The 12924-nt window shown below is 55.6% G+C and carries 12 protein-coding genes; 6 read left to right on the top strand and 6 right to left on the bottom strand.

From position 1 onward, the window contains the following. Positions 1-5: 5 nt before the first annotated feature. From EHN06_RS15455 to EHN06_RS15445, 3 genes are all read right to left on the bottom strand, one after another. Positions 6-917 (bottom strand): bile acid:sodium symporter family protein, encoded by a 912-nt coding sequence (locus EHN06_RS15455; protein WP_127333429.1) that lies wholly within the window; start codon positions 915-917, stop codon positions 6-8. A 195-nt stretch (positions 918-1112) separates the two neighbouring features. Further along, positions 1113-1850, bottom strand: a complete 738-nt coding sequence (locus EHN06_RS15450) for a maleate cis-trans isomerase (protein WP_127333428.1) — start codon at positions 1848-1850, stop codon at positions 1113-1115. Between the two features lie 86 nt (positions 1851-1936). Further along, positions 1937-2821: a carbohydrate kinase family protein gene (locus tag EHN06_RS15445; protein WP_127333427.1), complete on the bottom strand. Its 885-nt coding sequence runs from the start codon at positions 2819-2821 to the stop codon at positions 1937-1939. A 232-nt stretch (positions 2822-3053) separates the two neighbouring features. On the opposite strand from EHN06_RS15445, the gene EHN06_RS15440 reads away from it, so the two are divergent. Further along, on the top strand, positions 3054-3833 hold the full coding sequence (locus EHN06_RS15440; protein ID WP_127333426.1) for a hypothetical protein: 780 nt from the start codon (positions 3054-3056) through the stop codon (positions 3831-3833). 8 nt (positions 3834-3841) lie between these two features. Here EHN06_RS15440 and EHN06_RS15435 read toward each other — a convergent pair whose 3' ends face one another. Continuing rightward, entirely contained in the window at positions 3842-4339 is a 498-nt protein-coding gene (locus EHN06_RS15435; protein WP_127333425.1) for a winged helix-turn-helix transcriptional regulator, read from the bottom strand. A gap of 162 nt (positions 4340-4501) precedes the next feature. Between EHN06_RS15435 and EHN06_RS15430 the strand changes: the two genes are divergently transcribed. The 3 genes from EHN06_RS15430 (at position 4502) to EHN06_RS15420 (ending at position 7973) form a co-directional block, all read left to right on the top strand. Next, a complete protein-coding gene (locus EHN06_RS15430) occupies positions 4502-5350 on the top strand; it encodes a metal-dependent hydrolase (RefSeq protein ID WP_127333424.1) in 849 nt (282 codons plus the stop codon). Positions 5351-5391: 41 nt separating this feature from the next. Further along, positions 5392-5826, top strand: coding sequence for a PaaI family thioesterase (locus tag EHN06_RS15425; RefSeq protein WP_228257328.1), 435 nt, complete (start codon positions 5392-5394; stop codon positions 5824-5826). Between the two features lie 209 nt (positions 5827-6035). Continuing rightward, the gene (locus EHN06_RS15420; RefSeq protein WP_127333423.1) at positions 6036-7973 is read left to right on the top strand and encodes an alpha/beta fold hydrolase; all 1938 of its coding nucleotides are present in this window, start codon (positions 6036-6038) and stop codon (positions 7971-7973) included. Here the strand turns inward: EHN06_RS15420 and EHN06_RS15415 are convergent. Next, a complete protein-coding gene (locus tag EHN06_RS15415; RefSeq protein ID WP_127333422.1) occupies positions 7907-9730 on the bottom strand; it encodes a SulP family inorganic anion transporter in 1824 nt (607 codons plus the stop codon). The two genes, EHN06_RS15420 and EHN06_RS15415, sit on opposite strands and share 67 nt — an antisense overlap. A 17-nt stretch (positions 9731-9747) precedes the next feature. After that, positions 9748-10614, bottom strand: a complete 867-nt coding sequence (locus EHN06_RS15410; RefSeq protein WP_127333421.1) for an MBL fold metallo-hydrolase — start codon at positions 10612-10614, stop codon at positions 9748-9750. A 206-nt stretch (positions 10615-10820) separates the two neighbouring features. Between EHN06_RS15410 and EHN06_RS15405 the strand changes: the two genes are divergently transcribed. Then, a complete protein-coding gene (locus EHN06_RS15405) occupies positions 10821-12539 on the top strand; it encodes a BamA/TamA family outer membrane protein (RefSeq protein WP_228257327.1) in 1719 nt (572 codons plus the stop codon). A gap of 53 nt (positions 12540-12592) precedes the next feature. Then, positions 12593-12916 (top strand): hypothetical protein, encoded by a 324-nt coding sequence (locus tag EHN06_RS15400; RefSeq protein WP_127333420.1) that lies wholly within the window; start codon positions 12593-12595, stop codon positions 12914-12916. Positions 12917-12924 lie beyond the last annotated feature (8 nt).

The raw sequence follows: 12924 nt of genomic DNA, 5'->3' as shown, positions 1-12924 counted from the left end.
CGTTATTATGACACAGCGGGTGTCGATGTTGATGGACTACTTTGAGGACATGGCCTGCGTCGCCCCAAACGCACTACCAGACCGGCAGTGAAGAACATCACCAGTGAATATACGCCGGGCGTCAGGGACATCTGGTAGTTGGACAGCAGACCCAGGGCCATCATCATCGCCAAAGCGCTGTTTTGCAGACCGACTTCAAGAGTGACGGAAACCTGTTGAGGGCGAGGTAGCTTGAGGGCCCGGGCAGAGATATAGCCGATGGCCATGGTGGAAGCGTTCAGCAATATAACAGCCGGGCCGGCGGCCATCAGGGCGCTGGCGAGAATGTCCCTTTGCTGGTAAACCGAATAGCAGATCAGTGCGACCAGAAAGACAACGGCAAACCGGGTGGCCAGTTGCGCCCCCGTTGTGGCGAATTGAGGCCAGACATGTCTGGCGATCATACCCAGCGATATCGGCAGCAAGGTAATCAGAACCAGATTTCGGATTGTCGATAAGACGGGTAATGACAGCGTAGTGTCAGATCCCATGAAAAACTCCAGGGCGCCGTTGATAATAAACGGAATGGAAAAAACGGTTACCACACTGGCAATAGCCGTCAGCGTGATTGAAAGGGCGACGTCACCGCGGGCCAGGTGTGTGAACAGATTGGAAGTGGTGCCGCCTGGGCAAACGACAACCAGCATCAGCCCCACGGCCAGTTCCGGCGACAAGGGCATGGTGGAGGCCACTACGAAGCCGACAATGGGCAGTACAAGGAGCTGATTGGTCAGGCCAATGGCAACTGCCTTCGGATACAGTGCTACCCGTTTGAAATCCTTGATTGTCAGAGTCAGGCCCATACCGAGCATGATCAGGAATAGGGATAACGGAATAGCGGTGACGTTGATAAATGTGACGATTGTTTCGTCGATCATGGCTGTAGACCCGTTGAACAGGCTCTGGAGTTTGCTTGAAACTCGCCTGGTTTTATTGTTGGAATGGTGTAGCAGGATAGTAAGGCGGGTTTTTTTCGAGCTGAACTTTATTATGGTGATGGCTGGGCATAATGCCGGTGAATGGTTCGGCAGACGGCTAGCCATCTTTTCGCTTATTGCGCAAGGCTCGGTTGCTCAGGGAACTTCCTCAAACAGTCTGCCCAGTCCGGACTGGGATGTCAGTTTTCCACATAAACGCAGGGCTTCCCAGAAGCTGACCTGGTTTGCTGTGAGCACCGGCTTGCCGGTAGCTTTCTCCAGGTCGGTCAGCCAGGCGGCAGAGTGCAGAGCGGTGTCAGGAATGAGCAACACATCAGCGTCCTGACGGGTGTTTTCCAGTGCAAAGTTAATCACGTCTTCTTTTCCCAGGGTGCCAACTTCGGCCGCCGTTACAATGCCACGGCTTGCATGGTGTACCACGCCGATATCGAAGTGATTGAGGAACTGGCGGAATCGCTGGGCGACGTCTTCCGGATAGGTGGCGGCAATAGCCACCGTTTCTGCATCAATGGCTTTGATCGCCCGGGCAAATGCCATCGCGGTTGTAGAGGCGGGTACACAGAGTATTTTTTCCAGGGCGTCGATCTGTTTGCTGATCCCATCCAGACCCAGCACGAAGCTGGCGCTGGTGGAGGTCCACAGAACCGATTCAATCTGTGAACCGGCCAGGGCCTCCGCGCCTTTTGACAGTCGTCCGATGCTGCCCATTTCACTGAGTGCTTCAACGGTGTGAGCGTCTTCGAGAAATTCGGTGTGGATCAGGGTGACCTGAGCAGGTGGCTCCACCATGGTGCCCATCAGAGGGTAGTCATCCTCGGCCGCGTAGCCTGGATAAAGAAACCCGAGTCTGGCTGGAGGTGATGTATGGCTCATGTGTCGCTCCTTGTCGTCCACCCTCAATCATAGAATGGTCTTTGGACATTCTGGCAGAAGCTGGCCTCCGGACAAATGAGGCTGTTTCATTTTGCCGAGACAATGTCCTGAAGCGCGCTCCTGGAGGCATGTTCCGAGGCAAGACCACTGGATGTTACGCACAGGGCACCACTCGCAGCAGCGAGCTGCAGGCAATCACGCTCTGGCAAGCCCCTGAGGTAGCCATACAGGAAACCACTGAAAAAGGCATCACCGGCGCCATTGCTGTCCTCAATCCGGTCGACCGGATAAGCCGGCTGCTCCAGCCATTCGCCTTCAGCATTGGCCAGGGTGGCGCCAGCGGCTCCATGGGTACAGACCACCAACCGCTTCCCCTGCTGCAGCAATCGTTCCATAACCTGGCGATAGTTCGGCAAGTTGTCACTGGCCAGGAACACCACGTCAGCGGCATCAATAAAGGCCTGGTGGTGATCATTGCTGCCATCATAGTCGTGCAGATCCGTCCAGATCGGTACGCCGAGGCTGACGGCTTCCTCCAGTATAGGCCGGGTATAGTCCAGAATATTGATCACGGCAATACCGCACCCCCTCAGGGTACGCCGGATGGATGACCATTCCAGTGTGACCTCCCGAGCCGGCGGCTGAACGAAGATAGAGAGACGTTCACCCGCAGGTGTCATGAGATTGACATGCTGCTCGGTGGGCTCCGGGGTTTCGCTTATCAGCGCCTCAACCCCCGCCTGTTCCAGGGTCTGACGAATCATCCGTCCCTCCTGGTCATTCCCTACCACCGCATGAAGGACAACCGGGACTTCCAGTGCCCGGAGGTTCAGGGCCTTACCAACGCCGGTGCTGCCAACGGCCCGGTAACTCCGGTTTGGCCAGACGGTCTGGGCATAAGCACCGGGAAACGCATCGACATGTACGATGGTGTCGAGGGACGCACCACCCACTACAAATACCGGTTTCATTGTTCGTTCCATCCGGCTTCTCTCGCTGCAGGATTCATGCGTCTTTATACTACGGCGATGCACTCCCAAACTCTCTCGCGCAAGCCCGCCTAGTATCCATGGATCCATGTGGATTAGCTATGCGTCAGTTGGAAGAGGCACTGAGTCAGCTACAGTCTAAGGGCTATATCTGCTGTTGGCTGGGAAAGCGTGACTCCGCCATGCAACCAACAATAATTCCAGGGAGAACCAAATGCGCTTTATCGCTTTTCTATTTCTTGTGTTTAGTCCATTCGCGGCCGCTGACGAAGTCTCGGAGGTCCGGGCATTTTTTGAGGAGTTTGTGGAGCTCGGTAAGAGCTTTGATGCGGAAGTCGCGGAGCTGTACAGCCCTGATGCGCGGATAATGACGCTTCGTGATGGCACTGACAGAATTGAGGTCACTGGATCCCAGTGGAGGGAGATGATCAGGAAAATGATGCCAGTGGCTGAACGTCGAGGTGATACCTCAAGCTACAGTAATGTCCAGATGAATGCTCACGGTGAGGGCTTTCGCGTAAGTGCACTGCGGTCATCCGCCATCAAGTGTGTGGATGACTCTGACTATTATCTGGATGTAGAGCGCGAGGGTGACCAGTGGGTGATCGTTGAAGAGTATTCGGAAACTGTTTCTCTATCGCGATGCGAGCCTTCAAAAGAGCTTGCGGAATCGTTGTCGGAAGTTCGAGAGACGATGCGCCCGCATTTGCCGCTGGATCTTGATGCTGACACACGCCTCGAGAGTGTAGAAGTGGTTGGTTCAGCCCTGATTTATAACCAGCGTCTTCATACTGTAGCAGCGAGCGAGGTGTCTCAGGATAAAGCGGAAGCAATTCTAAAGCAGATTGGTGTTCAGAATGCATGTGGGACTGCGGAGGTTGCGGCCTTGATTCGCGACGGTGCGACAGTGCGTTACGCCACGGTTGGTCGTCACGGAGAGAGACTGGCGACGGTGGATATTTCTCCAGGGTTTTGCTCAGTGTTTGCTCAGTAACTTCTCTGCTATCGACCTCTGCCATCCTGAGAATCCAGAGGAAGACCCGCATAATCTTGAAGTCCATTCAACATCGGCATCATGTCTCTGGGATGGATTTCCTCGCCACACTCTGTGCATTGCAGCTGTGGACTGGTTTTATGACCACAAGGTTTGTGGACAAACTCCAGCGGGGGATGGCTGCCGTCTTCGTTCATCCAGGTGTTCCCCCAGTTGGTGAGTACCAGAATGACTGGGTAAAGTGCCAGTCCAGCTTCGGTGAGTCTGTACTCATAGCGTTTGGGCGCTTCCTGATACAGAACCTTCACAAAGACCTTACTTTCTACGAGTCGATTGAGACGATCCGAAAGCCGATGGCGGCTGATGCCAAGCTGTTTCTGGAAGTCCTCGAATCGACAAGTCCGTAGAAATGCATTGCGGATAATCAGTAAGGTCCAGCGGTCGCCCAGAATAGACAGGCTGCGCGCAACCGGGCAATTTGCTTCTCCAAGTTCATGCCATTTCATGCCGATTTCCCCTTGTTGTCCCGCGGCAGCCTCGTCGGTGTTGGCGTCGTTCAGAATGGGACAACTGTTATGCAAGTTCCAAAAAGGTATGGATTGAAATAGTAGCACGGGATAGGTTTATGACGGTAAGTTCCATTTTGGAATGCAAAGAGGAAATACGTTATGACTACTGCCAACAACCAGGCTTCTACCTCGTTCCCGGTGCGACGCATGGATTATGAGTTCGACGACATGCCGAAATACTGGTGCGATAACGAGCCATCCTTTACCCACTATTTCACCGGGCTATCCACGCTCTTTCCCGAGGGAGAGTCCTACTTTGTGCGCTCAGTACGCGCTCTGAGGCCCTTGGCGAAAGCCAATCAACAACTGGATCGGGATATTGGCGCTTTTATAGGCCAGGAGGCGATGCACTCCAAGGAGCATCATGCGTTTCATGTCAGTGCTCAGCAGTATGACCTGGATCCGGAGTCGCTGGAGCGCGTCACCGGTACCATCCTGAAAGGGATAGAGTCTCTGTTCCCTGAAAAATGGAACCTGTTGGTCACGGTAGGCCTTGAGCATTACACCGCTGTACTGGTGACTACCATGATGAGAAGCACCCACACCCTTATGAACGACGAAACAATTCGTAACCTGTGGTTGTGGCACAGTATCGAAGAAACTGAACATAAGGCGGTTGCCTTCGATCTGTATCAGTATCTTTATGGTGAAGGGCTTACTGCCTATCTACCACGGGTCGCCATTTTTACGCTGAGCCTTGTACTGATCACGACCCTCTCAACGGTGTATCACATCGTGCTGATGAAGCGTGACGGACAGCTGTTCAACCTTAAAACCTGGCGTAGGTTTGCGGCATTTGCCCAGCAGCACTACAAAATATTCATCCCCCAGTTTCTGGATTACTACCGGACCGATTTTCACCCGAACGATGTGGATGAATCCGATCTGGTTGCGCGAACCAGGGAAACGATTGGCTTGGGCGGTGCCACTGCCAAAGCGGCTCACTGATCCTGACCATTGAACGTAACTGATTGAGAGAGTATCGAAAGATGATTGATCCAAAAGAAATGACCGGGCTCGAAATCATGCAGGCATTTGCCAGAGGATTATTTCCGACACCCGGCATCGCCAAGACCATCCCGATGAAGCCTGCCGAAGTGGAGCATGGTCGCGTCGTGTTTACTGCCATTGCGGATGCCAGCCACACCAATCCGTTGGGCGGGGTACACGGTGGTTTTGCCGCAACGGTGCTGGACTCTGTAACCGGTTGTGCAGCCCACACAGTGCTGAAAGCAGGGGAGGGCTACGGGACAACGGACCTGAATATCAAGATGTGCCGGCCAATTCCTTTCAACACCAACATGATTGCTGAGGGAAAAGTCATCAATGCCGGTCGCTCGCTGGTGATCTCGGAGGGCTACCTCCGTGATGGAGCAGGTAAGTTGTATGCCCATGCGACAGCAACCAACATGATTGTTCGATAAGCCGTAAGCAAGACCCCGGGAGCCTGCTCCCGGGGCAATCACGATAACAGGCTCCTTGACTTGTTTTTTGGGAGCCGGGCGCCGCGCACTTCATGATCACTTCACTTATTGTCCTTTCGGGCCTTTCTTGAGGAAAAACGGAACATAATGTGATGTTTTGTCGTTATTCCCGGTGAGTTCCCGAACAACAAAAACAAGGACAACCAATCATGTCTTATTCCTTACACCGCTGGGTGCGCCGTCCGCACCTGATGTCATTGTTATTGACCCTGACCGTCGCCGGGTGCGTTGGTGGTGGATCCGATGATGGCGAATCCGGGCAATCTTCTGCAGTTGCGGGAGACTCCGATCAACAGACCTGCAGCAACCCGGGGAAAGGCGCTGCCCCGCAATGCGACATGCCGGCCGTGGTCCCGGTTTCCTGCGCTGACGACACGCCGACCGAGGGCGGGCGCAGCTATCCGGTCACACTGGATTCAGCCAGTGGTGAAACGATTGCCTTTCAGGTACTTGAGCCTATAGGTGGCATCGACTGCGAAGTGGGCCACCCATTGGTGCTGCATGGCCATGGTTTTGGCGGGTCACGTAATACCGACGGTTTCGAGAGCTACCGTGAAGCCGGTTTTGTCGTTATCTCCATCGACCAGAGGGGCTTTGGTGAAAGTACCGGTACTGTCCGGGTGATGGACCCCGAGTTCGAAGGCCAGGACCTGGTACAGATTCTGGACTGGGCCGAAGACAATCTGGACTATCTGCAGCGCCGCCATGAGCCCGATCTGCCGGAGGCATTGAATCCCAACCCGGTGGTTGGTGCGATCGGTGGCAGTTATGGGGGAGGTTTCCAGCTCTTGTTGCATGGTCTGGATCCACGCCAGCGGCTCGACGCCCTTGTTCCGGATATAACCTGGTATGACCTGCGTTATAGCCTGAACCCGGGTAATGTCATCAAGACCGGCTGGGATCTTGTGTTGGTGGCAGGGGGCGAAGCAGGCTCCCTCAGCAATGGTAACGATGGCCTGGATCCGATCATCCGCGAGATCCTCGCTCAGGGGGCAACACTGAATCGCTTCCCCGAGGCCGGTCTTGATTTCTTTTACTATCATAGCCCGGCCTATCGCTGCACCGGAGAGCCGGTATCGGTATCTGACTCCCCTGATTTGCTCAACTACCAGATCAATCCGCCGGCCTACGATGTTGAACCAACACCCTATCCGAAGGTGGATGTGCTGCTGACTCAGGGCATGAAGGACACCCTGTTCAACTTCAATGAGGCCTGGCGTAACTTTGAATGCCTGCAGTCCCTTGGTGGTGATGTTCGGCTGCTAACCCATCAGACCGGTCACATCCTGCCGGTGGAGGCGCCAGACGAGGCGCAACCAGCTGAATACGTGGACCCGACCGCAGGATTGCTGGAGATACCGGGGTTTCAGGGCGCGGCTGGCAAGTTTGCCTGTGGCGATATCTCGATTTCTGACACAACGTTGAACTGGCTGCAGCACCATTTGCAGGGTAAACCGCTGGCCGGCTTCTTTGATGGCACCGACTCGGAGGTCTGTCTGTCGCTGGATGATGGTCAATCCATCTCGGTGCCCATGGATTCGTTTCCTGCACCGGACCTTGAGGGTGGGGTGCTTCAGGGGGCATCTGTGGTCGAACGCTCCGTGACCACCGAGCTGCCGGTAGCCTCCGGCTATGAGGCCGTGGCAACCGCCACTCAGTCGCCTGCGGCACTGCTACTGGGACAGGCCGGGGAGAGCGGCGTGATATTGGGTGGTATTCCGACTGCCAGACTGACGGTTTCAGATCTGGCAGGTCGCTCATCCTGTGAGGTGGAGCTGGATCCATACTCCGCCGGCTGTGACCCCATTGTGTTTGTCGGGCTCGGCAAACGCGCTGAGGGTGAAAGCCGCTGGCAGTTGATCGACGATCAGGTCATGCCGGTGCGCGGTTTGAAGGATCAGGAGGTCATTGAACTGGTGGGAGTTGCTGAAGCTCTGGCCCCTGGCGATGAGCTTGCTTTGCTGGTCTACGGATTCCATCCTCAGTACCCCGCAAGCTGGTCCCGGGATGCGCTGGTGCCCTACGTCAATCTGGAGGGCCTGGTGCAGCTGCCGGTACTGCAGGGCGAGCTGACAGGCGATAGGTGATTCTGGCCAGGGGGCGCCTGGCTGGCCTTCAGAGGCTGTGCCGGTCGCTCCGTCAGGGCAGTCCAGGCATCATAGGTGCTGAGAAAAACTTGTCCGGTCAGCTCATCACAAAAATGAGTCCGTTTCAGGCGATCCATGACTGGCCCCTTCACTTCAGTCAGATGCAGGCGAATACCAGCATCTTCCAGTCGGCTGTTGATGGCTTCGAGGCTTTCCAGCGCGGAGGCATCAATGTCATTGGTTGCCTGGCAGGCCAGCACCAGATTTTTCATCTTCGGATGCTCGGAGACCACCGCCAAAACAGTGTCTTCAAGGTATCGGGCGTTGGCGAAGTATAAGCTTTCGTCAACCCTGATTATGATGGTCTCTTCGTCAGTCTCCACCTGATGACGCTGCACGTTGCGGAAGTGCTCGGTGCCCGGGATTCGGCCGACAATGGCGCTGTGCGGGCGACTCGTGCGATAGAGGTACAGTCCGATCGAGAGTGCGACGCCCGCCATAATGCCTGCTTCAACGCCGTGTACCAGTGTCAGGATGATCGTTGCCAGCATGGCTACCCCGTCTGCTTGCGAGTAGGCCAGGGTCCTTCGGATCGCTGGCAGGTCAATCAGGGTGCTGACGGCGATAATAATTGTGGCTGCCAGGGTGGCTTTGGGCAGGAAGGCCAGAAGGCCGGTCAGGGTCAAAGTAGCAACGGCGATGCCTACGGCTGTCAGGATACCGGCAATGGGCGTCTGTGCTCCGGCCTCGAAGTTGACTACAGATCTTGAAAAGCCACCGGATACCGGGGAGCCGCCGCTGACACCTGACGCCATGTTGGCGAGGCCGAGAGCTATCAATTCGGAATCCGGCTCAATTCTCTGGCGCCTTTTTGCAGCAAGGGTTTGTGCCACAGAAACGGATTCCACAAAGCCCACCAGACTGATCAGGATGGCTGCAGGTAGCAGAGTGCCCCAGATGTCCGGATCCATCGAAGGAAGGCTGATATCGGGAAGGCCGCTGGGGACCTCACCCACCAGCTTGACGCCTAGAGCACCGAGGTCGAAATACCAGGCTATTGCAGTGGTGACGACCACTGCAGTCACCGGTGCGGCCCGGGTGGTAAGGTCTGCCAACCGTTCCGAAAGCCCCACAATGACCAATCCACGCTTGAGAAACCTGCGACAAATATAGAGAAACAGCAGGGCGCCAGCACCAATCTGCAAGGTGACCGGATTAAATTCACTCAATTGATGCCAGAGCTCGTGAATCATCTCCAGCAGGTTATGACCGCCACCCTGGATGCCCAGAATATGCCCAAGCTGGCTTCCGGCAATAAGGATACCGGATGCCGTGACAAACCCGGAGATGACGGGGTGGCTGAGGAAGTTGGCGAGAAAACCCAGGCGTAAAAGGCCCATGGCAAAGAGTACCAGGCCCGACAACGTGGCCAGCACCAGGGCGGCACCGACGTATTCCGGTGTGCCTGTTTCTGCAATTCCGCCCAGTGCGGAGGCCGTCATCAGCGATGCCACGGCCACGGGCCCCACCGCCAGTGTGGCACTGGTTCCAAACATTGCGTAGGCCACAAGCGGTATCATGCTGGCGTAAAGGCCAACTTCCGGCGGCAAGCCTGCGAGCAACGCGTAGGCCAGGGCCTGGGGGACCAGCATCAGGGTAACAATAACTGCCGCCAGGGCATCGCTGATAAATGTTTCGCCCCTGTAGTCCTTCAACCAGTTCAAGATGGGCAGAAACCGCAGTAGTCGACTTGTCATACCTCTCATTTCCCCTGTCAGAAGCGGTTAATGGGGACTTTCAGGTACACCTGCCCGTTGTCTTCGGCCGGGGGCATCTCACCGGCCCTCATGTTCACTTGTACCGAAGGCAGGATCAGCCGCGGCATGTCGAGTGTCGCATCGCGCTCGGTTCTGAGCTTGACGAAATCGTCTTCGGACATACCGTCATGAACATGGATATTGTGGGCACGCTGCTCGGCTACCGTGGTCTCGTGCTGGTACTCGTCCCGTCCGGGCGCTTTGTAATCGTGGCACAGGAAAATCCGGGTCTCTTCAGGCAGTGCCAGCACTTTCTGAGCGGAGCGGTAAAGGGTATGCGCATCACCGCCGGGAAAGTCACAGCGAGCGGTACCAGCGTCCGGGGCAAACAGGGTGTCACCCACAAAGGCTGCATCACCAATGACGTAAGTCAGGCAGGCCGGGGTGTGTCCGGGTGTGTGCAGGATGTGTCCTTCCAGATTACCGATCCGAAACGTATCACCTTCCTCAAACAGCTGATCGAACTGGCTGCCATCACGGGCAAAGTCGGTACCGGCGTTGAAGACTTTGCCAAAGATCTCCTGCACGTCCACGATCCTTTTACCAATGCCGGTCTTGCCGCCCAGCCTCTCATGCAGGTAAGGCGCTGCGGACAGATGGTCAGCATGCACGTGGGTTTCAAGTATCCATTCAACTGTCAAACCGCCGTCTTCAATGTAACGGATGATCTCATTCGCCGAACGAACATCCGTCCGTCCGGCCGCATAATCGAAATCCAGAACCGAATCGACGATTGCGCAGGCATTGCTTTCGGGATCTTTTACGACGTAACTGAAGGTGTTAGTCGGTTCATCAAAGAAATGTTTGACTACTGGTTGCTGCATAGTCGTTCCTCCAACTGGAGTATTAGTCACTTTGGGAAATACTAAATCAAAAACAGTTCTAAGCATAGATTTATATGGAATAAAAAGAGTGATGGCTCTGATAGTAAAACTTGATAAAAAGCGGGACCGATACGCCAAGACTTTGATTTCCGAATCTGTTCTCATTTCTCTTCACTGACGTATGATCAAGCAGGCGCTATATTTGGATGATGCTTAAAACATATCGAACGTTGCTGTCCTTCCTACTGCTATCTGAGGCAGCCCTTTTCAGCGCGAATGTCTGGTCACAGCCGCACACCGAAGACTGTGTCGCGAGTGAGGTTCAGCCGGAGGCGATTGACCTCGATAAGCCTCGGGACCAGCTGGCGCGCCAGAGTGATCTGGTGATTCCGGAGGGGGCCCGTATTGGCAGGATTCGCATCATTCGCCGGCCTATCTTTGATATCAGCGACCCGGAGCAGGACAACTTTCTGTACCGGACGCTGAACACACTCAATATCCCCACTTGGGAATCGGCTCTGCGTGCCCAGTTGGTGTTCGAAGAAGGGGATGAGTACAAGCCGGGACTGATCTCCGAGTCTGAACGTATCCTCCGTCAGCGCGAATATCTGACCGCAGCCTGGGTCGGCGTAACCCATGTCTGTGGAGGCGAGGTAGAGGTGAGCGTTCTGGCCCGGGATACCTGGACGTTGCTGCCCACCGTTGGTGCTTCCAGGACAGGTGGTGAGAACACCACCAATACCGGGCTGTCGGACCCGAATTTTCTGGGGTCGGGCAAGAGTGTGGGCGTGTCCTACTCGAGAGATCCCGACCGCACCGAAACCAGCGTGTATTATGATGATCCGAATGTCCTTGGTACCCATTGGCAAAGTGGCTTCTCCGTCGATAGGCGTAGTGACGGCCAGGGACGCAGCGCCTATCTGGAGCGCCCGTTTTACAGCGAGCAGGCGGACTGGCGTTTTGGGCTGAGCGGCGTGGACGATGTGCGCGAGGAGTCCCGCTTTGTCGGTGCGGAGGCTATCGCCGATTACCGCCGCAGCCGTGAATTCGCCAGCGTCGACGTAGGGTGGCGGCTGGCGGAGCGCAATGATCGCCAACTGCGGTTGTTGGCTGGCTACCGCTACGATGCCATGGATTTTGAGCGCCTGTCTGACGAACCTTCCCTGGACGTGTTACCGGCAGATCGAACCCTGAGTTACCCCTGGATTGGCTTTGATTACCGTGAGAACCGGTTCCGGGAGATGACAAACCTGACCCAACTGCAGCGGGTGGAAGACGTACGGGATGGGTTTGTATGGCGAACGGAACTGGGTTTTTCCTCCCCCGGACTTGGCGCTACCGAGGACCGCGCTGTGTTGAATATGGACTTTACGGACGCTCTTCTGGCCACTGAGAATAATTACGCCAGCTACAGGTTCAGCCAGAGTGGAACCTGGCGGTTCGATGAGAACCGTGTCGAGAATCTGTTGGGAACGCTTAGCGTGGAGTATTTCCATGGTGGTTCGGTGCGTTGGAATAGCTGGTATACCAGCCTGTCCTTCACGGCGGCCCACAACCTGACCCTGGATCAGCAGCTACTGATTGGCGGTGACAATGGCTTGCGGGGGTATCCAAGCGAGTACCAGCAGGGCAACCGGTGGGCACTTTGGAAACTGGAACGCCGCTATTTCCCCGACTGGCACCCCTTTAAGCTGTTCCGACTCGGCGGCGTGCTGTTCACGGACGTTGGGAGAGCCTGGTTCAATGACGGCCGGAACAATGGCCCGGATGACGGTGTGCTGAAGGATGTAGGTTTCGGACTGAGACTGGCATCAAGCCGTATTGAGGTCCAGCGGATGTTGCACCTGGATTTTGCGTTCCCGCTGGATGGCGATGACAGCATCGATGACATGCAGGTGCTGTTGCGGGGCAGGGCTCGCTTCTAGCAGAATATCCGTTTCCTGTTGCAAGCCTGTCATCTAAAGGAGACTCACGGCCAATGTCAGAAGATCCCCTGAAAACCCTGTCCGACATGGCCAGTGACGCCCATGCCCGAATCCAGGCGGCCCATCAGCACATTAACCCGGTGGTGGAAGTGCGCCGCGGCATGCGCGATTCCGGTATTCCCGCCGACGTGATGACCATTGATTGTCTGCGTACCCGCCGCCGCATCACGCTCATTCTGCATGATGGGCATCCGGGCATGGTGCTCTACCAGTTCGTGACCATGGATGATGAAGTGGGTAACGATTTTAAACAGATGCCATTATCCGATGTGGATGTAGATACGCTGTTTGACTGGATGCAGGACTACTTCGGCTGAACGGAGTG

The sequence above is a fragment of the Marinobacter sp. NP-4(2019) genome (assembly GCF_003994855.1).
Classification (GTDB): domain Bacteria; phylum Pseudomonadota; class Gammaproteobacteria; order Pseudomonadales; family Oleiphilaceae; genus Marinobacter.
The sequence above is the reverse complement of the archived record's forward strand: the minus strand, read 5'-3'. Positions and strand labels throughout refer to the sequence as shown.